Origin of the sequence: Frankia sp. Allo2 (assembly GCF_000733325.1) — a bacterium.
GTDB lineage: Bacteria > Actinomycetota > Actinomycetes > Frankiales > Frankiaceae > Frankia > Frankia casuarinae.
Window position 1 is genome coordinate 79,248 of the sequence record NZ_JPHT01000007.1, and the last position, 23,013, is coordinate 102,260.

Here is a 23,013-nt window from a genome sequence, read left to right on the forward strand (position 1 = left end):
CGAGCCGCGGTGGCTGGCCGGCCGCAGGACACCCACCACGAGGGAGACCGTGACCACCAGGAACGAGCCCGCTCGGGCGACGGCATCCGGCGCCCGGGTCCTGCCACTGCACGGTCAGGCGCAGTCGTACGCCTGGGGGTCCCCGACCGCGATTCCGAACCTGCTCGGGGCGGCCGCGACCGGTGAGCCGGTCGCGGAGCTGTGGCTCGGCACCCATCCGGTGGCGACGGCCCTCGCCGAGGACGACGGCATCCGCCGTCCGGCCACCGACCTCGTCGGTCAGCTGCCGTTTCTGCTCAAGGTGCTGGCCGCCGAGAAGGCGCTGTCGCTGCAGGTGCACCCGGACCTGGCGCAGGCCCGGGCCGGCTTCGACGCGGACGACGCGGCCGGTCTCGGCTTGGGCGATCCACGTCGACGTTACCGTGACCGGAATCACAAGCCCGAACTGATCGTCGCGCTGTCCCCGTTTCGGGCTCTCGCCGGCATGCGTGATCCCGGCCGGACCCTCGCCATCGTCGCCCGGCTGGGCTCACCGGCCCTCACCGCCGCCTTCCGACCACTGGCCGACGATCCCTCGGGCGGCGCCGCACAGGTGCTCCGCTCCCTGCTGACCATGCCGCGCGAACCCGCCCGTGACCTCGTTCGCGGCCTCGTAGCGACGGCCCGCCGGCTCGCCGCCGGCCCGTACGGCGCGGCAGCGCCGACGGCGCCGGGGCCGCCCAGCGCCGAAACGGACGACACGGCGACGGACGGGGCCGCGGTGGACGGCGCCGAAGCCGATGACGTCGCGCGGGCGGCCGATCTGATCGGTCTGCTCGCGGCCGCGCACCCGGGCGACGTCGGGATCGCGGCCGCCCTGTTGCTGAACGACGTCACCCTGCGCCCCGGGGAGGGGCTCTTCCAGCCCGCGCGGCTGCTCCACGCCTACGTCTCCGGCCTGGGTATCGAGATCATGGCGGCCTCGGACAACGTGCTGCGCGGCGGGCTCACCCCCAAGCACATCGATGTCGACGAGCTCCTACGCATCCTCGATCCCACTCCGAGCGCGGCACCGATCCTCATGCCCCGTACCCTCGCGGTCTCCTCCGGTGGTCTGCTCCGCGGCTGGGATGTCCCCGTCGGGGACTTCGCCCTCACCGAGGCGATCTGCACCGGGGGTGCCCTGGACGTGGGACGGCCCATGCTGCTGCTGGCCATCGAGGGTGCGGTCCGGGTGACCGGCACCGCCGACGACGGGACGACCGTCGCCCCGGTGGAGTTGCGCGGGGGCCGGTCCGCCCTGCTGGCCGGATCCGCCGCGTTGACCCTCACCGGCACCGGTCGGGTCTTTCTCGCCGCTTCCGGCCGCTGACGGGCGACGCCACCGACAGGGCGGGGTGCTGACGGCCCGGAAGACCGGAAACGTCACGAACCTCCCGCACGTCCTGGGAGGACGCCGACCGGTGCCCGGCCCGCCACGAGGCGAAGGTCGAAGGTCGGCGGACACAGGCCTAGCCGCGCTGATACAGGACGGTGGGATCCTCGATGGAGACCGGAGCGTCGAGGAGCCTCGACGCCCCCCACAACGGAACGACGGTGGAGATGCTCCGCGGCATCACGGGCTTGGGCATCCCGAAGGTCGACGACGCGGCGGTCGACGACGCGGCGGTCGACGACGCGGAGCCGGTGGAGCCGGAGGAACCGGAGGGGGTAGGCCCACGGGGCGGATCCCCGGATACCCGGCCCTCCCCCGGCGTACCGGGGGGAGGGCCGATCACGGCGGTGGCCTCCAGCGGGCCGCCGACCGCGACAAGCCGTCCACCGGCCCGTCCGATCGGCATGCGGGCAGTCGCGACGGTGCCCGGCCGTACCCGTACCAGCTCGCCGTCGATCCACGCCGTGACCGCTCCCGCCGGAGCTGCGAGCACGACGACGCCGGTCGCGCCGGGCGGCACCGGTGGGAGGGAGACGACCGCGTCCGGCGCGGATCCCGCCCCGGCGGCCAGCCCCGTCGGCCCGGAGAGGCCGACCGCCTGGCCGTACGCGTCGAGCCCGCGCGGGTCGAGCGGAGGATCAAGGCTGGTGGCGCCGACCCAGGTGGATCCGCCGGCCGAGCCGGTCGACCGCTCTCCCGCCCGGCCCGACGGTGCGGCCAGTCCGGCGAGCACCGGTGCGTCATCGGCCGATTCGACCAGGACCGCCGAGGCGGCGCCCGCCGGCAGCGGCACGGGCGTGGTGATCGCACCCGTGGCGGGCACGACGACGGCCTCCAGGCCGATCGGCGTGTGCCGACCCGTACCCGTGAGGACCGTGATGCGCACCGTGGCCTCCCGCAACGGTGCGGCGAGCACCAGGTGCGCCGTCGAGGACGCTGACCCCGCCGGGACGACGACCCCGCCAAGCAGGAGACGCCGGGCCGGGGCGGAGGTGCTCGGGACAAGGCTCACCGGATCCGCACGCCCCGCCCGGTCCGTCCCCGGCACCGAGTCCGTACGCCCCGCGCTGGGCCGGTCCGCGACCCAGGTGAGAACCCGGCCGGAGCGCACCTGGACGTCGAGCGCGGTCGCGGTGGCCTCCGGTGCGAGGGAGGCGAGTCGCCGGATCACCGCGTGCTCCGGGGGCACGGTGATGTCCTGCGGCGACGTCGCCGGTCCGTCGGAAAGCACCCGCACGTTGATCCGGGCCGGTTCATCTGCCAGATTCGACCAGATCACCACCGGATCCCGACCGGCCACGGTCGATGGTCCGGTGAACCAGACCCGGGCCCGGGACGGCTCGCAACGCGCCTGAATCGGCCCGACGCCGTCCATTGACCCGACGCCGTCTTTGTCCCGGGCCGTCACGGTGGCCGACAGTCCCCCGGCGGACGCACCCTGGGCGGTCACCAGGATCGATCCGCGGCTGCCCGCCACGCCGGTGACGGCGCTGCTCTCCGAGGGCCGCGGAAGGTCCAGGTGACGTCGACCACGGGCGTCCATCCGTAGTCCAAGCCCTTTGGTTGGAACCTCGGACCCCACCGTGGACACCCGCACCCGGCCCGTCGGTCCACCGCCGGCGGCCACGTCCAGGCCGAGCGAACGGGCCCGCCCGCCCGGCCCGTCCGGATCGGGTGCCACCAGCGTCAGGTCCGGGCAGGCCAGCATGGCGCCTGACAGCGGCCAGATCCGTCCCTTCCCGGCACCGGTGCTGGTGCTGGTGCTGGTGCCGGTGCCGGTGCCGGTGCCGGCGAGGAACGCCCCGGTCAGCCCGAGCAGTCCGAGGACCGCCAGCGGCAGCACCGTCCGCGAAACGACCGTCCGCGAAACGACCACGACGTGACACGACGGCCGCTGGTATGACGGCCGTTCGACCTTCCCGACCCGCCCCGGCTGCGTCGCAGCCGGGGGAGCCATCCGCCGCGACCGCATGACCGGGATTCCCAGCATGACCGGGATTCCCAGCAGGACGAGCGCGGCGAGTGCCGCAGCCTGGCCCACCACTGCCCGGTGGGGTGAAGTCCGGTCGTGGTCGATGCGGAGCCGACCGCCGTCGGGCGGCAGTTGGAATCCGGCTGCCCAGCCCCACGCCCGGAACGGAGCCAGCGGCCGGCCTTCCAGCCACGCGTGCCATCCGGCATCCGCCGGTACGGCGAGCACCAGGCAGCGTGCCGGGCCGGACCGGGCTGCGAGGGCGGGCAACCGCTCGCCGGAGGCCAACCGACGTACCGAGGAGGGCGCTGGCGGCAGCGGCGCCGAGAGGAGGGGAGGAACACCCGGCGCCGTACCGATCGGGCGGGTTGTCGGCCTCGTCGCCGCGGGAGCGGAGTGCCGCGCCACCGGCTCACGACGATCGGCCCGATCGGACTCCATCACCCAGGCCAGGGGTCCGCCCGCCCACCCGGATGCGTCCGGTCGCGGCGCGCCGGCCCCACCGGGCTCTCCCAAGGCCGTCGCACCACGGGCCGCAACGGCGGGGCGCCAGAGGATCGCCCCCGGGCGGGGACGATCCCGGATCAAGGACGGCGTCGCGTCCAGGCGGGCGACGAGCTGAGAGGCCGAGTCGACCGTAGGTACAGCGACCGATGTCACGCCCAGAAGCGGGAGCCAGCCGGCTGCCCGGCCACCGTTGGTGGCGAGGTCCGCGACCATGTCGGCGAGGAACCGGCCGGACCGCCGCGGGGTGCGGGCGCCGGCCTCGGGAAACGTCGGCCCGGACGCGGAGGCCAGGGTGTACCGGATCGTTCTGGCCGAGGCCGGTTGGTGCAGGACGAGGACGCGGGCACCCGGCCCAGCGGCGCGGGTCACGGCCGCGACCGCGTGGGCGAGGGCGGACCCCTCGACGCCGGCCGGGTTCGCCCCTGTGGTGTCGCCGGGCCGGGCCACGTCCACGGCCAGGAAGCGGGCGGCAAGGATCAGCGGCCCGACGAGGAGGAGCAGCGTCACGGGAAGGACCACCAGCACGGCCGTGCGCCGCCGGCGGCCCCGCTCCCGGCCCGCGAGGCGGCCGAACAACCAGCAGGCCAGACATCCACCGACGAAGCCGGCCACATCGGCCCTGGGTCCGCTGTCCGCACCGGCCAGCAGGGCCAGGGAGTACTGGGGCAACCGGGCCAGGGTGATCGCCGATTCGGTGAGGACAGCGACGGGATCCACCCGCAGGTCCGGAAGCACCGGGATGATCGTCGCGAGCAGAGCGACGATCATCCCGGGCAGCCTGGACCGCGCGGTCAGGAACGCGACGACGACCAGGCCCGCCCAGGCGATGGCCAGCGTCGACGGGGCGCAGGCGATGAACCCGACCAGACAGATCGCGAGCGTCCACACCGGCCGGCCCGGCGCCCCACCGACGCCAAAGCCGGAGCCGTCCCGCCGGTCCCGCAGGACCGCGTCGGCGGCGGCGAGCACCAGGGGAAGGCCGATCACCGCGCCCACGGTGTCGGTGCGGCCGGCGAGGACCGACCCGGTCATCACCGGGTTCAACCCGTAGCCGGCGGCGAGCCCGAACCGGGCGATCGGATGTGGTCCCAGCCGGGCNAGGGCCCGGTAGACGCTCAGGCCCGCGAGCGCCGGGCCGGCCGCCAGCAGGATCCAAGCGGCCGGCGCCGGCCTCCCCCCCAGCAGAGTGGCTGCCGCGGCGAGCAGCGCGGTGAAAGGGGGTGCCGGCCCAGGACCACTCAGAGGTCCATCGGGCGCCCCCGCCCATCCAGACCACACGGCCGACCACAGGTTCCGGCTGCCTGCCGGGAGCGGCAGGCCCCCGCCGAGCATGTCCGCCGGCATCCCCCGCATGGCCAGGAGCCCGACGGCACCCAGCAGGGCCGCCAGGGTCGTCGGCGGCCAGGCCGGCCGGCGCGGGTGCACATCCGGTCTGGGCCCGGTGACCATCAAGGTGGTGTCGGCGACGTCTTCGGCGGCTCCGGCCCGATCAAGGAGATCATCGGCGCCGGCTCCGCGCCGCCACGGCAGGCGGGCCGGGAACAACGGGCGGACGGCCCGATGCGGCNCCGCCCACGTGCGGGCGGCGCGCCGACGCATCCGGCGCAGCTGCCATGGCCGCCCCAGCACGGTACCGGCGAGCGTGAGCTCGGCGAGCGCCGCCCGGCGTCGGCCGCGCAGGAGCAGGCCGAGGGTGCGCACGACCGTTCCGACGAGCAGGGCGACCACCATCGCCGGAAACAGCACCGTCGCCGTGTTCGCCAGCCGGACCCGTAGAACCCCCGCGCGGTCGGCCGATGCCCTGGGGAAGGCCGGCCCCCCGGAAAAGGCTGAGGCCGAGGTCACGGTCACCGTGGCCGACGGGACGACGACGACCCGNAGGCCGGCACGGGCCACCCGCCAGCCGAGATCGATGTCATGACCACCATCGAGCTCGGGGTCGAGTCCACCCAGCAGTCGCCAGACCACCGCCCGCACGAGCATGCCCGAACACGCGACGGCGAGGACGTCACGTACCCCGTCACACTGTCCATGATCATCATAGTCCGGGCGAATTCCGGGATGCCGTCGCCCGGCCCGGTCGACGCTCACCCCGGCTTCAACCACCCGGGGTCTCGTCACCGGCCGGGACCGCGCACCTGCCGGTCCAGCGGAACCGCCCGCTCCGGCGGGTGGGACGAATTTGGCGGGTGGGGCGGATTCCGGAGCGCGGGCGAGCAGTTTGGGGCCGAGGACGGCGGCGCCCCGGTCCAGCCGGGCGTAGGCCAGCAGGGTGTGCAACGCGCCCGGGGTGGGGATCGCGGTGTCGTCGAGGAGCCAGACGAATCCGTGCTCCGGTGGGTTCCCCAGCCGAGCCAGCCCCACGGCTACGGCGGCGCCGAACGGTGTGGCGGACGGCACCTCTACGACGAGGGGCTCGGCGACCGGGTCACCGGCCTGAGCATCCGCGCCGTCGGTGCCCGGGTCGACGGGATGGTCGGCGGACGGGAGGCGACCCTCCCCGTCCAGGGGAGACGCGCGTTGCCGGGGAACGCATCCCCCGCCACCGAGCCGCACCTCGACGACCCGGTCCGGCGGTCTGGTCTGGGCACGCAGGGCGGCCCGGACCTGGGCGGCAACGTCGGGTCCACCACCCCCTCGACCGAGCACGCAGACCGCGACGACCGGCGGCCCCGCGTCATCGGCCACGGTCACCGCGGCGACCGTGGCCGCCTGTGACCTGCCCGGATCGCCCGTCATGCGCCGACCGCCGGTCACCGGTCGGGATCAGACCGCTCGGCGTCGCTGCTTGCGCCTCTCCCGCTCGGACATGCCGCCCCAGATCCCGAACCGCTCGTCGTTCTCCAGCGCGTACTCCAGGCACTCGGCCCGGACCTCACAGCCCGAGCAGATGCGCTTGGCCTCGCGGGTCGAGCCGCCCTTCTCCGGGAAGAACGCCTCGGGATCGGTCTGCGCGCACAGCGCGCNTTCCTGCCACTCCATCGCCTCGCCGAGAAGGTCCCCCATCCCCAGATCGATCACCTGGGCGAGGGCGGACCTCCCGGCCGATCCACCAAGATCCTCCAAGTCCTCGGTCTCGGCCTCGTCAGCCTCGTCAGCCTCGTCAGCCTCGTCGACATCGTCGACATCGTCGATGTCCTCGACGGAATCGTCCTGGATGTCCTCGACGAGGTCGGTGCCCTCGGCGACGGACCGACCGGTCAACTCGGGGAGGGCGGGAGCGGCCGTGGCCGGCACCCGCGCCCGCGGGACCGTTTCGGATGTGGCCCNGGTGTGCCGTTCGGTGAGCACCCGCTCAGGGTGATCAGCGAACGGGTCATGCTCAGCGGGACGCTCGACGTCCGCGAGGACAGTGTGGACGCCCGCGTCGGCGTGCTCCATGTGGACTCCTCCAGACCCGTCGCGGTGCGGTCGGCCACCCCTGGGCGCCGGCGCGCAGGTGACTAGTTTCCACACCGGTCAGGCGACGCACTACCGCACGAACCCCGCCAGCGGGGGGAATGACACGCCGGTAATTACACGCTCCAGACTCGATCGCGTCAACCCCACCGTCGCAACATCTTCTACAACCAGCGATGAGACCATAGCTCACAGTCACTACAGCCTGTCGCCGAGGGTCCACGCAACCCTCCCTTCCGTCACTCTGCGCGATCAGACGGGTCGCGGCAACGGCATTATCCCGCCCAGATCTAAAGGGCATAANCCCCNAAAAGGGCAGGTCTGAGCTNGGGCAACCGCCGCAGGCGCATACCGATCAGCCGCCAGACCCGGCAACCCCAGCCCATTCGACTACGGAGAGTAGTTTTTGGTGATCAGAACTTGGCGGGTGTCAGGACACCACCGGCAGCATGGCCCGGACGGTGCGGCCCCGGGCAGCGCGAAAGCGCTCGTCAGGGATCCGGCCATACGTGGTGGTGCGTTGCCGAGCGGGACGACCCGCCCCCGCGGCCACCTCCTCGAGTTCGGCCACGGAGCGCCGCGAGCCGTGCTGCGAGCCGGCCATCCGACTGATCGTCTCCTCCATCAGCGTGCCGCCGATGTCGTTCGCCCCACCGGTGAGCACGGCCCGACAGCCCTCCACCCCGAGCTTGACCCAGGAGCACTGGATGTTGTCGATCGAGCCGTGCAGCAGAATGCGCGCCATCGCGTGCACAGCCCGGTTCTCCTGGCGGGTGGGGCCGGGACGAGCGACACCGGCCAGGTAGATCGGCGAGCTGTGATGGACGAAGGGGAGGGCCACGAACTCGGTGAAGCCGCCGGTGGAGTCCTGGATGCGCCGTAGCAGGCGCAGATGGGCCACCCAGTGTGCGGGGGTGTCCACGTGCCCGTACATCATCGTGGCCGAGGAGCGCAGGCCGACCCGGTGCGCGGTGGTCACCACCTCGACCCAGCTCGCCGCGGGCAGCTTGCCCTTCGTCAGCACCCAACGGACATCGTCGTCGAGGATCTCCGCCGCGGTGCCGGGGATCGTGTCGACGCCGGCCTCACGGGCCGCGGTGAGCCAGTCGCCGATCGACAGGCCGGTGCGGGTGACGCCGTTGAGAACCTCCATCGGCGAGTAGGCGTGCAGATGCAACCCCGGCGCCTGCCGCTTGATCTCACGGGCAAGATCGAAGTACGCGGCGCCCGGTAGATCGGGATGGATCCCGCCCTGGACGCAGACCTCGGTCGCGCCGACCGCCCAGGCCTGCGCCGCCCGGCTGCCCACCTCGTCCAAGGACAGCGTGTAGGCGTCGGCGTCCCCACGGCGTTGCGCGAACGCGCAGAACCGGCATCCGGTGTAGCAGACGTTGGTGAAGTTGATGTTGCGGTTGACGACGTAGGTGACGTCCTCGCCCACGACGTCGCGGCGCAATCCGTCCGCGAGCGCGCAGAGCTCCTCCAGGGCGGCGCCGTCCGCGCCGAACAGGGTCAGCGCCTCGGCGTCGGTGATCCCGGCCGGATCGGACCCGGCGTGGCGCAGGGCGGCGAGCATGTCGGGGTCGATCCGCCGCATGGCACCGGCACCGGCAGCCGCGCCGGCCCGGCTCGCGATGGCCCGGCTGCCCGTGCCGACGACTCCGTCAACCCCCGTCCCGGCCGCGCTGACCTGTGCCCGAAGCGACTCCCAGTCACCGTAGACCGTGTCGAAGTCCGCCCGTTTCTCGCTGCGGCGCCCGACCGTGTCGACCGCGGCGTGCAGATCGGTGCGGCCGGTGTCAGCGAGTCCGCCGTCGGGCTCCTGCCAGGGGCGGCCGACCGGGAGCACGCCGTCGGCGAGCAGGCCGTCCACGCCGGCCAACGCCCCGACGTGTCCGGCCAGGCGCGGGTCGATCCACGGTTCACCGAGATGGGAGGGGTAGACGGTGAGCCGGGGCCGCAGCGTGAACCCGGCCTGCGCCGTCACGGCCGCCAGGACGTCCAGGTCCGGCCAGGGCCGCTCGGGGTTGACGTGGTCGGGGGTGACCGGGGAGACGCCGCCCCAGTCGTCGATGCCGGCCGAAAGCAGCAGGGCGCACTCCACGGTGTCAACGAGGTTCGGCGGAGCCTGCACCCGCATCGTGGGGCCCAGCACCAGCCGGGTGACCGCGACGGCCGCGGCCAACTCCTCGGCACCGACGTCGGGCGCGGAGCGCATCGCGGTGTCGTCCTTGGCGCGGAAATTCTGGACGATCACCTCCTGGATCGACCCATAGCGGCGGGCCAGACCTCGAAGCTCGAAGATCGTCTCGGCCCGCTCCGTCCGGGTCTCCCCGATGCCGAGCAGCAGGCCGGTCGTGAACGGGATCGACAACCGCCCGGCGTCGGTGAGGACCCGCAGGCGGACGGCCGGGTCCTTGTCGGGTGATCCGTAGTGCGCCCCGCCCGGCTCCGACCACAGGCGGGTCGCGGTCGTCTCCAGCATCATCCCCATCGACGGGGCCACCGGCTTGAGCCGGGCGAGTTCCACCCAGCTCAGTACACCCGGGTTGAGGTGCGGAAGCAGACCGGTCTCCTCCAGCACGGCGATCGCGACGGCACGCAGGTAACCCAGCGTCGAGTCGTAGCCGTGGGCGTCGAGCCATTCCCGGGCCGCCGGCCACCGATCCTCGGGACGATCACCAAGCGTGAACAGCGCCTCGGCGCAGCCCGCCGCGGCGCCCGCCCGGGCGATGCCGAGCACCTCGTCCACCGTGAGGTAGGGGGCGGGCAACCGGTGCGGCACGGTGGCGAAGGTGCAGTAGTGGCAGCGGTCCCGGCACAACCGGGTCAACGGGATGAACACCTTCGGCGAGTAGGTGACGACACCCGGCCGCCCGATCGACGCCAGACCCGCGTCGCGGACCCCGGCCGCCGAGCGGCACAGGTCCGCGAGGTCATCGCCGCGCGCGGCCAGCAGAATGGTGGCCTCTACCACGTCGAGCGTGGCGCCGTCCCGGGCCCGGCGCAGCGCCCGGCGTAGCGCCGACGGGGACGGTGGGGAACTGGATTCGGCACCGCTGGATTCGGCACCGCTGGATTCGGCACCGCTGGATTCGGCACCGCTGGATGTCGCCGCCGTACTCATCATGAATTCCTCTGATTCTCCGGCGGCGCCCCCGGCGCCCGGCAGGTGAACCGGTCCGGTCGGTGGCCATCGGGATCGAAGGGATGCGGTGTCGAAACGGTACTGAGCGGTTCGGGAGGAAACCCGGTCGGCCCGGAGTCAGGGGGTCACGCGGCCGGCCGCACGCCACCCGGTGGCGGGTCTGCGCAGCCGGTCGAGCGTGCCGATCAACATATTCGTCCGCCGGCGCGAGGCCAGCGTCTCGACCAGAGCCTGCGTCCGGTCGGCTCGCCGGCCGGCGCCGGCGACGTCGGACCCGTCCGGCGTCGTACCGGTGGTCTGTCGCATCTGGGCCCGGCGGGCGGCCACGACCTGGGGGGCGCGGACCCCAGCAAGCGCGCGATTAAGGGAGGCAGACAGGGCTTCGAGGCTCTTGGTGGTTCTGATATCGGACATGACGGTCCTTCCAGCAACGTAGAGAGCTGGGATTCACTCTCACAGCTCTCTCTAATCGGAATCAAGAGAAAGACGGTGAGCAGGACACATCCGCCCGAGACGTCCACCGGACCCCGCTACCCGAGCCCGGCCGGAGTGCACCCACCGACACCGGGACACGATTCCGATCATGCCGGCGTCGGGACGGCGCCGGCGTGCGCCGGCGTACCGCACGGGGGCTACCACTACTGGGCATCGATTTTCTCCTGCCCCACCATGGGAGTCGTTACGCTGATCAGGTGCCACGCAACCGCCAGGAGGTTCCCCGCGAGGAACGGATCGATGCGTTGCTCACCGTCGCCGAGGAGCAGTTCCTGGCCCGCGGGTTCGCCGGGACGTCCATCGCGGAGATCGCCCGTTCCGCCGGCATCGAACCGGGCTCCGTCTACTGGTATTTTCGGTCGAAGGACCACGCCTTCGCGGCGGTGCTGAACCGACTGCTCGACGTTGAGGTCGACCGGATCGCCGCGTTACCCGGAGACCCGGCGGCGAAGCTCTTCCTTGCCCTGGACTCGGTCGAGCGGCGCCGCACGCTGCATCCCTGTGTCGCCGAACGCGCCCCGCACGCCGCGCCGGCCATGGAGTACCACGAGCGGCTGCACGACTGGCTGCACGGGCTCGCGCTCGCCGCGGTGCACGACTTCGTGCCCGAACCCGATCGGGAGCTCGCGGCGGACGCGGTGGTCGCCACCATCGAGGGCGGGCTCGCCAACCCTGCACCCTCCCGGCCGACCAGCCATCTCGTGCACTTTCTGCTCTCGGCCTTCTGCACGGACACGCCGATACCGGCGAAGCCGGAGTTCCACGGATGGATGACGCCGTTGTTCGCCCGACCGAGGCTCGGTTAGGAACCCCGACCGAGGCTCGGTCAGGAACACGACCGGCGCGCCCGCCCCGGTCCGGAGAAATCCGTCCGTGGCCCGGCGGTGGCCGCTATCACCCCGGCCGGGAGATCCACCACCGCCCACCGGTGCCCCATCCGTCGGGGCGCGGTGCCAGGATTGGTCGGTGTGAGAGTTACAGCCCTGGCTGGCGGGATCGGTGGCGCCCGGTTCCTGCGCGGCGTGCTCGCGGCGCTGCCGGAGGCCGACGTGACGGTAATCGGCAACACCGGCGACGACATCACGTTGCACGGACTGCGCATCTGCCCCGATCTCGACACCGTCATGTACACCCTGGGCGGCGGGATCTCGGCCGAACGGGGCTGGGGGCGCGAGGGCGAGTCGTTCGTCGTGGCCGAGGAACTCGCCGCCTACGGCGTCGGGCCGGCCTGGTTCGGACTCGGCGACCGCGACCTCGCCACCCACCTGGTGCGCACCCGGATGCTCGACGCCGGCTACTCCCTCTCGGACGTGGTCCGGGCGCTGTGTGAGCGGTGGAAGCCGGGGGTACGGCTGCTGCCGATGTCNGACGAGCGGGTCGAGACCCACGTGGTGATCTCGGACGCCGACGGCCAGCGCGCGGTGCACTTCCAGGAATGGTGGCTGCGGCTGCGTGCCGCCGTGCCGGCACAGGCGATCATCCCGGTAAACGCGGAAAAGGCCAGGCCCGCGCCCGGCGTCCTGGCCGCCATCGCCGACGCGGACGTCGTACTGCTCCCCCCGTCGAATCCGGTCGTCTCGATCGGCACCATCCTCGCCGTTCCCGGGATCCGCTCGGCCGTGCACGAGACCGCGGCGCCGGTGGTCGGGGTGTCGCCGATCATCGGCGGCGCGGCCGTGCGCGGGATGGCGGACGCCTGCCTGGCCGCCATCGGCGTCGAGACCTCCGCCCAGGCGGTAGGCGTGCATTACGGCGGCNGGGGGCGCNCCGCCGAGCCGGCCACCGCGCCCGCCACGACCGGGCACGGGACGGCCCCGCGCCCGGGAGACGGGACGGCGGACGGCCTGCTCGACGGCTGGCTCGTCGACACCGCCGACGCCGGCGCGACCGTTCCCGGCGCGACCGTGGCCGCGACACCCCTGTTGATGACCGATCTGAAGGCCACGGTGGCGATCGTCCGGGCGGCTCTGGAGCTCGCCGGTGTCTGAGCGCAGCGCGGAACGGGCGCTGCGCGTGTTCCCGCTCACCGGCATCGGCGAGGTCCGTCCCGGCGACGATCTCGCCGTCCTGGTGGCCTCGGCCGTCCGGACGCACGGCCCGACACTCGCCGACGGCGATGTCGTCGCGGTCACCTCAAAGATTGTTTCGAAGGCCGAGGGACGGCTCGTCACGGTGTCCGGCGACCGCGAGGAAGCCAGACAGGCCATGATCGACAGTGAATCGGTACGCGAGGTCGCCCGGCGCGGCCCGACCCGGATCGTCGAGACGCACCACGGTTTCGTCCTCGCCAGCGCGGGGGTCGACGCGTCGAACATCGCCAAGGACTCCCTCGCCCTGCTCCCGGTGGATCCGGACGCCAGCGCCAGGCGGCTGCGGTCGGGCCTGGCCACCGTGCTCGGCGTGGATGTCGCCGTCATCGTCACCGATACCGCCGGACGGCCGTGGCGGCGCGGCCTGACCGACATGGCCGTCGGGGTGGCCGGCATGGCGGCGCTGCGCAGCCACGTCGGCGACCTCGACGGCTACGGCAACGAGCTGGGGATGACCGAGGTGGCCGAGGCCGACGAGCTCGCCGCGGCCGCCGACCTCGTCAAGGGCAAGCTGGGCGCCACACCGGTGGCAGTCGTCCGCGGCTACGGCCGGCTGCCCGACGACGGCGCCGGCGGGCGGGCACTGCTGCGTCCCGCTGGTGAGGACATGTTCCGCCTCGGCACCCTCGAGGCGCGCCGGGCGGCGCTGCGCGACCGGCGCACCGTGCGGGACTTCTCCGACGCCCCGGTCGACCCGGCCGCGGTCGACCGGGCGATCGCGGCCGCACTCACCGCCCCGGCCCCGCACCACACCACACCATGGCGTTTCGTGATCGTGACCGAGCGGCACGCCGCGCTGCTCGACGCGATGGCCGAAGCCTGGGCGGACGATCTACGACGCGACGGGTTCGACGAGGCGGCCGTCGAGCGTCGGCTTCGGCGCGGCGAGGTGCTGNGGCGTGCCCCGCTGCTGATCGTTCCGATCATGGTCCTCGACGGCGCGCATCCCTATCCGGACGCCCGCCGCGCCGCCGCCGAGGAGCGGATGTTCACCGTCTCCGTCGGGGCCGGGGTGCAGAACCTGCTCGTCGCCCTGGCCACGGAGGGTCTGGGGTCGTGCTGGGTGTCGTCGACGCTGTTCTGCCCGGAGGTGGTCACCCGGGTGCTCGACCTGCCGGCCGATTGGACACCGATGGGCGCGGTCGGGGTCGGGCACGCCGCCGCGCCCGCACCCGCCCGACCGGACCGCGATACCGCGGCGTTCGTCCTCCACCGCTGACCTCGTGGCCGACCTCTTCCGGGTGGCCCGGCTCCGGGATGATCCGGGACGCCACGGTCACGGTGCGGCGTGGCGGAACAGGGCGTGTCCGGTGGTGTTCGGCGGGTCGGATCCATCCTGCCCGGACGACGTGGTTCAACACTTCGTAGGATCAGTTGCCGTGGGTAAGAAGAGCGTCGAACGCAACACCCGGCTCGAGCAGTTGCGCCGTGAACAGAAGCGCAGGGAACGCCGCCGCGCGCTGCTCATCTACGGGACGTCGGGGCTCGTCGCCGTCGCGCTCCTCGTCGGCATCATCATCTACAGCGTCGCGGACAGCAGATCGAAGAACGAGGCCCGCAAGGTCGGCTACGTCGCGCCGGCCTCGGCGGCCGCCACCGCGGCCGGGTGCACCGGCACGGCGAACGACCCGTTCCGCGGCTCGACGCACGTCAGCACGGCGGTCACGTACGAGGCGTCACCGCCATCCTCGGGTAACCACAACCCCGACCCCCTGCCCGACGGCATTCCCTTCTACAACCCGAACTCGGGCATCTCGGTGGAACGGGCCGTACACAACCTCGAACACGGCTTCGTGATCGGCTGGTACGACAAGAGCCTGCCGACGGATCAGGTCGACAAGCTGCGCAAGCTCGCGGCGGACGCCGGGCCGCGGTTCATCGGTGTGCCCTGGCCCCGGAGCACCTTCGTCGACAACAAGCACTTCGTCCTGACCGCCTGGGACCGCACCCAGCGCTGCTCGACGGTCTCCGCGGACGTAATCAAGGATTTCGTCACCAAGCATGCGAACCCGGACGCCGCCGGGGCCACCTGGGACTCACCGACCGCGCCGGAGTCCGGCGCGGCGGGCGGCACCCTGAACGTGACGGCGGACGGCCCCCTGGTGGATCCGGGCGCGGCCGCCTCCCCGATCCCCGGCGCGGGCACCATGTCACTGTCGCCCACCACCCCGGCCCCGGCACCCTAACCCTCTCGGCCGGGGCGGAGATGTCGGTGACGAGGCGGGCCGCCCAGGACGAGCACCGTCCCGGGCACGGCCCGCCCGGCTAGCTCCAGATACCGGTGCTAGCTCCAGATACCGGTGATGTCCGATGCGCTTCCGGCGTTACCCGCGTGGGTGGTCAGTCCACTCAGGTCCTCCAGGGTACGTAGCACGTTGTAGTGGTTGTAGGTCGTCGACGAGCTGCTTCCGGGGGTGACGTGCGCTCCGTAGAGCACCGTGGTGATGTGATTGCCGCTGGAGCCGTTGTCCTCGTCGAAGGTCACGATGAGCAGACTGTTGTGGGTCTGGGCCCAGGTCGCGTAGGCGCTGAGATTGCTCTTCAGCCACGTGTCACCGGTGGAGACCGAGCAGTCGTGCATGTCGTTGCACAGGTTCGGGATGACGAACGAGACCTTGGGCAGCGTGGAGTAGTTGCTCGGGAACTGGGCGAAGGTGTGGGCGGTGTTCAGCGGCACGTTACTGAAGGCGAACCATGGATTGTGCTTGCGCGCATACTTGGTGCTGCTGTTGGTGCACACCGTCGAGCCCTCGGCGGGCAGGCCCTCGTTGTAGCTTCCCCAGGTGCGACCGGCGGCGATCAGCTCGGAGCCGAGATTGGCGGCGCTACTGAACCCCGGCGTGTAGCAGTTGTCGTTGGTGATGCCCTGGGTACCTCCGGAGAAGAGGGCGAGATAGTTGGGCTGGCTCGGGTGGGTCAGGCCGTACGACGCGGTGAGGTTGGCGCCACCACTTTTCAGTGTATTGTTGATGTAAGGGGCGCTGGAACTACCGATGATCTGCGAGTAGGAATGGTTCTCGAACACCACCACGACGACATGGTCAGGGCTGGGCAGCGCCGCCGCCCGCGCGGGCGCGATATTCCAGGATACGAGCACGGCGACGATCAGACCGACGGCAAACGCGGTCAACACGAGACGTGAACGCCGGACACCGGCGAGAACGGACACGGCAGGCCTCCCGAGGAACCAGAAAAGTAACAACGAGTTCTTACCGTGGAGCCAGATCAGGTTAGAGCCTCCACCGGACATCGTCAGTGCACCAGAGGTAAGAACCGGGGAAACAGGAGGGGCCGGATCCCGAACGGGAGATGTCGGGTTCTCTCCGCATCGGTAACCCGAGCGGGGTCGCGCGGAGGCCGCGGGACGAATTTCCCACGGTGTTTCTTCGGCGTATCTGTGGCCTGTCTCCGGCTATCCGGGTACAAGGCTGTCCGGTCCTCGTCAGGGCCGCGGCCGGGCCGGCTCATCACCCCGGATCCATNCCCTGGACCGCCGAACCAGACGATCAGGAGGAACGGTCCTGGCCCTCGGCTCAGCCCCCGCCGTGGCGGATCGGCATCAGTAGGTAGCGGTAGGCGCCCTCGTCGACAGCGCCGCGGCCGCTGTCCTTGCCGGTGAGCACCGCGGGTTTCGCGGCGGCCTCGACCGGATCGTCGTCAACGAACCCGATCGTCGCCTGATCGTCCTCGACGGCACCGAGCCCGTCCAGCAGGTAGGACGGATTGAACAGCACCGAGAGCTCGGGACCTGCGTACTCGACCGGAATCGTCTCGCTGGCCTGTGCGCCACCACCGTCCCCGGCCTCGGCGACGACCTGGTTGTGGGTGAAAGTGAACCGCAGCGGCCCGGTGCGGGTGGCGACGACGGCCACCCGACGGACCGCCGCGGCGAGCGCCGCGGTCTGCGCGGTGACGACGAGCGCGGCCGCCTCGGGCAGGAGCTTGCGGTAGTTGGGAAACGTCCCTTCGATGAGCCGGACGATGGTCTGCCGGCCGCCGGCGGCGAGGCCGAGCCGGGCGCCGGACGGATCGTCGAGGTCCAGACCAATCACGATGCGGGAGGCCGACGTCGGCGTGCGGGCCACCTCGGCGAGAACCTTGGCAGGCACGTGCGCGAGCGCCCACGGATCGTCGACTGTCGGCTGCCAGGGTATGCCGCGTACCGCGAGCCGGTACCGGTCGGTGGCGACGAGGGCCAGCCCACGCCCGGAGATCTCCATCCGGACCGCGGTGAGCACGGGCATGGTCTCGTCCCGGCCGGCCGCCGGGGCGACCTGACCGACCGCGGACGCGAACCCAAGCGTGTCCACCTCGCCGATCGGTCCGGGAAAGCTAGGGAGCTGCGGGTACTCACCCGGGTCCATCAGCGGCACGGTGAAACGGACGCTGCCGCAGCGCAGGACCAGCCGGTCACCGTCGACCACGACGTCGACCGTCGTCGCGGGCAGGCTGCGCACGATGTCCGTGAGGAGCCGGCCGGGCACCAGCACCCGCCCCGGTTCGTCCACCGAGGCCGCGACCGGAGCCCGCACCGCCACCTCCGTGTCGTACGCGCAGATCGTCAGGACCGAGGCCGTGGCCGCCCCCAGGGGCGCCGCGGAACCGGGAGACGCCGCGGAGCCCGACGGCAGGGGAACCGCCGCGGAACCGGGAGACGCCGGGGAGCCATGGCCCGCGGCGAGCAGGATGCCGGTCAGGACGTTCCGGGCCGGGCCCGGCCGGTTGGGCAGATGCCGAGCGGCCCAGCCGGTCGCGTCGGCGAACGCGTCGCGTTCCACGCTGAACCTCATGAGTGCGATTGTCCTCGGCCACGGCGCGGAATCGCCGCATTCAGCGGACGGTTTTTGTTCCCCGTCCGTGGATGTCCGCGAGATCTCCGCACGGACGGACCGCAGCCGCCGCGTCGTGAGGAAACGCGGCGGCGCTACCAGTGGTCCGCCGCCACCCGCAACCGGTCGGCTGCGCTCAGGTGCGGTCCGAGCTGAATCGCACAGCGCCCGCCGAGAGGACGACTCCGGGGAACACGCGCGCCCCGGACCGTAGTTCGTTGCCTCGCTCGATCCGTACCCCGTCGCCGATGACCACCCCGTCGAGCGCGACACCGGAGCCGATCACCGCGTCCCGACCGATCACGCTGTCCCGCACGACCGCNCCGGCCTCGACAACCGCACCGTCGAACAGCACCGCACCGTCGATCGCGGCACCCGCGCCGACCCACGCGCCGGCCCCGACGGTCGCCCCGCCACCGATCTTGGCGTCGGCGGCCACGACGGCACCGGGCAGCACCAGGCAGTCCCCGACCGGCCCCGGCAGCGCCGGCGACGCCATCCGGCCGGTCACCAGGTCGCGACTGCCCTGCACGAACGCCGCGGGAGTTCCGAGGTCGAGCCAGTAGGTGTCATCCGGGTAACCCATGACCGCCGTGCCGGCGGCCAGCAGTCCCGGGAAGGTCTCCCGCTCGACCGAGACCGGTCGTCCCGTCGGGATCGTGTCGATGACGGACCGCCGGAACACGTAGCACCCGGCGTTGATCAGATTGGTGGGCGGGTCCGGGGTCTTCTCCAGGAAGGCGGTGACGCGACCATCGTCGTCGACGGGCACGACCCCGAAGGCACGCGGGTCCACCACCCGGGTCAGATGCAGGGTGACCGCCGCGCCGGTCCCCGTGTGCCGCGCGACGAGGGCCTGGATGTCCAGACCGGCGAGGATGTCACCGTTGAAGATCACGACCGGATCGCCCGGTCCCCCGTGGAGCCGCTCGGCCACGTTGCGGATCGCACCGCCCGTGCCCATCGGCTCGGTCTCGGTGACGTACTCCAGCTGGAGTCCGTGCGCCGAGCCGTCCCCGAAGTACTCCTCGAAGACCTCCGCCCGGTACGAGGTGGCGAGCACCACCCGGTCGATTCCCGCGTCTCGCGCGCGAGCCAGCATGTGCGCGGTGACCGGCACCCCCGCGACCGGCAACATCGGCTTCGGCGCCGACATCGTGAGCGGTCGCAGGCGGGTCCCCTGACCGCCGACAAGCATCACTGCGTCCATGGGGCGTCAGTGTCGCAGAACACGCGGTGGACGCTGAAAACGGATCGGGGTCAGGACCATACGACGAACGGCATGCCATGGTTTCGACACGTTGTGTCGGACCGGGGTTCACCAAGCCGCCCGGATATTCCAAATATCTCGGACATCCAGGACATCCATGACTACCAGCAACTCGCCTGCCGGCCATCGGCCGGCCGCGGTCCGCTCAGGCGCCCCGCGCGGCACCACCCCGGGGAAGCAGATCCGCAGAACGGGTCGCCTTCGCCCCCGCGCTGTCCCGGGCGAAGATCAGCGCGAGCAGCAGCCGAACCACGAGACCGACCCCGAGCAGCAGCCGCAGCGGCGCGCGCGCGTTGCCGGGGTACTGCCAGGACAGGTAGCGGAACATGCTGCGGTGATGAGCCAGCACCATCCGCCGTGACGACCGCTTCGTCGAGTGTCCGCCGAGATGCTCGACCACCGCGGACGGCACGTACACCGACTGCCAGGACGCCTCGCCGATGCGGCGGCCGAGGTCGACATCCTCCATGAACATGAAGTAGGACTCGTCGAACCCGCCGACCGCCTCGAACGCCTCCCGGCGCAGCAGCTGGCAGGAACCGGACAACCAGCCGGCGGTCATCTCCNGGGGGANNCCCCGCNCCCGCCGATAGGAGGCCGTCCACGGGTTCGTCGGCCAACACCAGCCGAACAAGGCGTGCCCCACCCCGCGGCCGAGCGAGGGCAGGTCCCGGGCCGAGGGGTAGAGCGCCCCGTCCGGATTGATGATCCCCGGGCCGAAGGCCCCGCCCCCCGGCCAGCGGTCGGCCGCGGCAAGCAGTTCGTCGACCGCACCGGGCGCGAAGGAGATGTCGGCATTGGAGATCACCAGCCAGGGCCCGCGGGCTCCGGCGGCACCACGGTTGACCGCGGTGCCGTAGCCGAGGTTGCGACCCGGGCGCACCAAGCGCACCTCGGCCCGCTCGGCGGCCGCCGCCGTGCCCTCGTCGAGGTGCGGCGAGTTGTCCACCACGACGACCTCGTAGGGCCGCGTGGTCGCCTTCGCCAGCGAGTCGAGGAAGGCTCCGATCACCTCCCCGGACCGGAAGGTCACGACGACGACCCGGATCTCCGGATCCACACCCATGTCTCGCCCGCCCGTTCTCGCCCACCACCGGTCGCCCGACACATTCCCGTGACGACGCACGGCACCTTGTGCACCGAGGAGACCGTAGCGCGCCCTTTGCGGCGGTCCTCGCCCCGGGGCCGGGCCGACGGGCGCCTCAGTGCTCGGCGACCGCCCGCGCGTAGCTCGCGAGATGCGCCTCGGCGCTGGCCGCCCAGGTGAACTCCCGGGCCCGGGCGAGACCGGCCTCACCGAGTTGCCTGCGCCGCTCGGCGTCATCGAGCAGGGCGCCCATCTCCCGGGCGATCGAGCCGGCGTCCGGCTGAGTGTAGGCGACGGCGTCGCCGCCGACTTCCGGCAGCGACAGACGCGGCGTGGTGAGAACCGGGGCGCCGCAGGCCATCGCCTCCAGCACCGGCAGCCCGAAGCCCTCACCGTGCGAGGGATACGCCACCAGTGACGAACCTCCCAGATAGCCCGGCAGGTCGGAGAAGCGCAGATAACCCGGCCGGATCACCCGCAGGTGGCTCGGCACCGAGGCGACGGCGGCATCGACGTCGTCGTCCCAGCCGGAGCCGCCGGCCAGGACGAGCGCGGGCGGCTCGTCCCGCCAGTGCACCGCCTCGGCCCAGCCCCGGATGAGGTTCGGCACGTTCTTGCGCGGCTCCAGCATCCCGAGGAACGCGACGTAGCGCGAGTCGCCGAGCCCGAGCCGGCGGCGCACCCGCCGCTTGTCCTCCTCGGTCGGCGGATGGAAGGTCGACGTGTCGACGCCGTGGTAGGCGACGTCGGTGGTCGTCGACTCCCCGTCGAGCACCCGCACCAACTCGTCCCGGGTGGCCTTCGAGGGGACGATGATCCGGGCCGCCCGGCGCACCGCGGTGCGCATCGCGGACCGGAAGAACGTGCCCTTCACCGCGGTGTGCATGTCGGGCTCGGTGAAGAAGGTGACATCGTGAATCGTCACGCACACGGGCTGGTGCGCCCGCAACGGCATCGTGTAGTGCGGTGAATGGATGACATCGGCATTCACCTGTTCGGCGACCAGTGGCAGCCCGGTCTGTTCCCAGGCCAACCGCGCGGGCCGGTGGGCGATGGCCGCCGGCCCGGACAGAACGGTGGCGTGTGGGGCCATCCGGCTGTAGCGTTCCTCATCCGACCGTTGGCAGACGAGCGCCATGTCCGCGCCGGTCGCGCCCAGCGCCGCGACCAACCCGTCGACATAACGCCCTACGCCACCACGGTCGGCCGGGACCGAAGTGGCGTCGACGAGCACCCGGGGTCCCACGGCGCTCCCTCCCTGACGCGCCACCCGCGACGGGGTGGTCGCTTGCTTCACGGTGACCGCTTGCTTCTCAACGGGGGCAACACTACGCCCGCCCGTCGTCGGCGACGGACACGGCGGGGGAACCGCTGACTCGACGGNAGAGCGCCCACGTCGCCAGTGCTGCCCCTTTCCAGGTAAATGACCGGGCACGGAGACGTCCAGACTCCGACAGCCGCCCCCGCAGGTCCGGATCGCCCATGACCTTCGCCACCGCGGCGCCCAGCGCNGCCGGGTCGTCCACCCCGACCACCACGGCGGCGTCCCCGCCGACCTCGACCAGCGCGGGGGCATCCGAGACGATGACCGGCACACCGTGCGCCATCGCCTCGACGACCGGCAGCCCGAAGCCCTCCGACCGGCTCGGCGCGAGCAATACGCCCGCACGGGACAGGACCACGGCGAGATCCTCGTCACTGAGCCGCCCAAGGGTGCGCACCCGGTCCGCGCCCAGACCGTGCCTGGCCGCCGCCGCGCGCACGTCCAGCCCACCCCAACCGGTCGCGCCGACGTGGACCAACGGCAGGCCCGGATCGTCCGGTCGTCGCAGCGCCGCGAGCGCGGTGTCGAGGCCCTTACGGGGTTCGAGCGTGGCGAGGGTGAGTAGATAACGCCCCGGAGGGGGTAGCCCCATCCGCGCGGCGCGGGCGTCGGCATCGGGCGGAACCCGGACCACCGCGTCGGCGACTCCCTCCCCGATCGCGTGCAGGCGATCTTCGGGGATCGGCAGATGCCGGGCGATCTCGGCCGCCACCGCGAGCGTCGGCACGACGATCGCGTCGGCGTGGCGTGCGGCCCGTTCGCCCATCAGCCGGTGCCACCGGACCCCGTGCGGGGTCAGGGTCTCGGGATGCGTCCAGGGAACGGCGTCGTGGATCGTCACGACGAGCTTCGGGCGCGGCCGGCGCCGGTCCAGGGCATCGCCCAGGGCCGGCGCGACGGTTCCGGAGGCCCAGGAAGCCAGCGACGGACGGGGCGGCGCGCCGGAAAGTCCGGAAGGTGGATATGAGTCCACATAACCAGGGGAGCACCGATAACCAGGAGAACGCCGATAACCAGGAGAACGCCGGGAGCCACCGGACCGTTGCCCGCGCCGGGACCCGGTCCGGTCGTCGAGGCCGCGCAGGGCGTCCGCCACCGAACCGGTCACGAACCCCCGGGTGCCACCCGCGGGTGGCACCAGCAGGGTCGGAGCGTGAATGACGTCTACCCCCGTCGGAGCCGGACCCACGCCACGCGCCCAGGCCACGGCGAGTGCGCGGCGAGGCAGACCGAGCCGGAACGGACCGAGGACGCCGGGCAGCACGGCCGGACCGACCTCTCGGCGCCCGGCACACCACCCGGTCACCCGATCCTCGGGAGCGGCGGTGCGGGCGAGCGCCGCCGCGAGTTCGGCGGAGTAGCGCCCGGTCCCGCCGGGAACCGGCGCGAGCAGCTGCTCGACAAGGAAACCCACACGCACGGGTCACAGTCTGCCCCTGCCTCCTCCGTCCCCGGACAGCCGGCCCGGTCCCCGGACA

General features: G+C 72.3%; 15 protein-coding genes. 5 read left to right on the forward strand and 10 right to left on the reverse strand.

The window, feature by feature from the left end:
• The first annotated feature begins 49 nt into the window (after positions 1 to 49).
• Positions 50 to 1,351, forward strand: coding sequence for a type I phosphomannose isomerase catalytic subunit (locus ALLO2_RS07580; RefSeq protein ID WP_011435201.1), 1,302 nt, complete (start codon positions 50 to 52; stop codon positions 1,349 to 1,351).
• A gap of 139 nt (positions 1,352 to 1,490) precedes the next feature.
• Here the strand turns inward: ALLO2_RS07580 and ALLO2_RS27000 are convergent, their stop codons facing one another.
• The 4 genes from ALLO2_RS27000 to ALLO2_RS07605 form a co-directional block, all read right to left on the reverse strand.
• The gene (locus tag ALLO2_RS27000) at positions 1,491 to 6,632 is read right to left on the reverse strand and encodes a DUF5719 family protein (RefSeq protein ID WP_051874965.1); all 5,142 of its coding nucleotides are present in this window, start codon (positions 6,630 to 6,632) and stop codon (positions 1,491 to 1,493) included.
• Between the two features lie 27 nt (positions 6,633 to 6,659).
• A complete protein-coding gene (locus ALLO2_RS28080; RefSeq protein WP_035730747.1) occupies positions 6,660 to 7,274 on the reverse strand; it encodes a WhiB family transcriptional regulator in 615 nt (204 codons plus the stop codon).
• 448 nt (positions 7,275 to 7,722) lie between these two features.
• Positions 7,723 to 10,422, reverse strand: a complete 2,700-nt coding sequence (locus tag ALLO2_RS07600) for a bifunctional FO biosynthesis protein CofGH (protein WP_011435198.1) — start codon at positions 10,420 to 10,422, stop codon at positions 7,723 to 7,725.
• Positions 10,423 to 10,557: 135 nt separating this feature from the next.
• The gene (locus ALLO2_RS07605) at positions 10,558 to 10,854 is read right to left on the reverse strand and encodes a hypothetical protein (protein WP_011435197.1); all 297 of its coding nucleotides are present in this window, start codon (positions 10,852 to 10,854) and stop codon (positions 10,558 to 10,560) included.
• Positions 10,855 to 11,132: 278 nt separating this feature from the next.
• Between ALLO2_RS07605 and ALLO2_RS07610 the strand changes: the two genes are divergently transcribed.
• From ALLO2_RS07610 to ALLO2_RS07625, 4 genes are all read left to right on the forward strand, one after another.
• On the forward strand, positions 11,133 to 11,741 hold the full coding sequence (locus ALLO2_RS07610) for a TetR/AcrR family transcriptional regulator (RefSeq protein ID WP_035730749.1): 609 nt from the start codon (positions 11,133 to 11,135) through the stop codon (positions 11,739 to 11,741).
• A 162-nt stretch (positions 11,742 to 11,903) separates the two neighbouring features.
• Positions 11,904 to 12,923: a 2-phospho-L-lactate transferase gene (cofD, locus tag ALLO2_RS07615; protein ID WP_035730752.1), complete on the forward strand. Its 1,020-nt coding sequence runs from the start codon at positions 11,904 to 11,906 to the stop codon at positions 12,921 to 12,923.
• Positions 12,916 to 14,244 (forward strand): coenzyme F420-0:L-glutamate ligase, encoded by a 1,329-nt coding sequence (locus tag ALLO2_RS07620; protein ID WP_051874968.1) that lies wholly within the window; start codon positions 12,916 to 12,918, stop codon positions 14,242 to 14,244. Before cofD ends, ALLO2_RS07620 begins: the two co-directional genes overlap by 8 nt.
• Positions 14,245 to 14,404: 160 nt before the next feature.
• Positions 14,405 to 15,211, forward strand: a complete 807-nt coding sequence (locus tag ALLO2_RS07625; protein ID WP_023839903.1) for a DUF3105 domain-containing protein — start codon at positions 14,405 to 14,407, stop codon at positions 15,209 to 15,211.
• Positions 15,212 to 15,309: 98 nt separating this feature from the next.
• On the opposite strand, the gene ALLO2_RS07630 is transcribed toward ALLO2_RS07625, so the two are convergent.
• From ALLO2_RS07630 to ALLO2_RS07655, 6 genes are all read right to left on the reverse strand, one after another.
• A complete protein-coding gene (locus tag ALLO2_RS07630; RefSeq protein ID WP_023839902.1) occupies positions 15,310 to 16,194 on the reverse strand; it encodes an alkaline phosphatase family protein in 885 nt (294 codons plus the stop codon).
• 364 nt (positions 16,195 to 16,558) lie between these two features.
• The gene (gene dnaN / locus ALLO2_RS07635; RefSeq protein WP_035730754.1) at positions 16,559 to 17,815 is read right to left on the reverse strand and encodes a DNA polymerase III subunit beta; all 1,257 of its coding nucleotides are present in this window, start codon (positions 17,813 to 17,815) and stop codon (positions 16,559 to 16,561) included.
• 175 nt (positions 17,816 to 17,990) lie between these two features.
• Positions 17,991 to 19,064, reverse strand: coding sequence for a sugar phosphate nucleotidyltransferase (locus ALLO2_RS07640; RefSeq protein WP_011435190.1), 1,074 nt, complete (start codon positions 19,062 to 19,064; stop codon positions 17,991 to 17,993).
• Between the two features lie 205 nt (positions 19,065 to 19,269).
• Positions 19,270 to 20,190: a glycosyltransferase family 2 protein gene (locus ALLO2_RS07645; RefSeq protein ID WP_198030961.1), complete on the reverse strand. Its 921-nt coding sequence runs from the start codon at positions 20,188 to 20,190 to the stop codon at positions 19,270 to 19,272.
• Positions 20,191 to 20,326: 136 nt separating this feature from the next.
• On the reverse strand, positions 20,327 to 21,457 hold the full coding sequence (locus tag ALLO2_RS07650) for a glycosyltransferase family 1 protein (protein WP_011435188.1): 1,131 nt from the start codon (positions 21,455 to 21,457) through the stop codon (positions 20,327 to 20,329).
• A gap of 82 nt (positions 21,458 to 21,539) precedes the next feature.
• Positions 21,540 to 22,955, reverse strand: coding sequence for a glycosyltransferase family 1 protein (locus tag ALLO2_RS07655; RefSeq protein ID WP_035730756.1), 1,416 nt, complete (start codon positions 22,953 to 22,955; stop codon positions 21,540 to 21,542).
• Positions 22,956 to 23,013 lie beyond the last annotated feature (58 nt).

Excerpts from the sequence above, each read along its gene's own strand:
- ALLO2_RS07605 (WP_011435197.1), bottom strand. The coding sequence starts at position 10,854 with ATGTCCGATATCAGAACCACCAAGAGCCTCGAAGCCCTGTCTGCCTCC.
- ALLO2_RS07600 (WP_011435198.1), bottom strand. The coding sequence starts at position 10,422 with ATGATGAGTACGGCGGCGACATCCAGCGGTGCCGAATCCAGCGGTGCC.
- dnaN (WP_035730754.1), bottom strand. The coding sequence starts at position 17,815 with ATGAGGTTCAGCGTGGAACGCGACGCGTTCGCCGACGCGACCGGCTGG.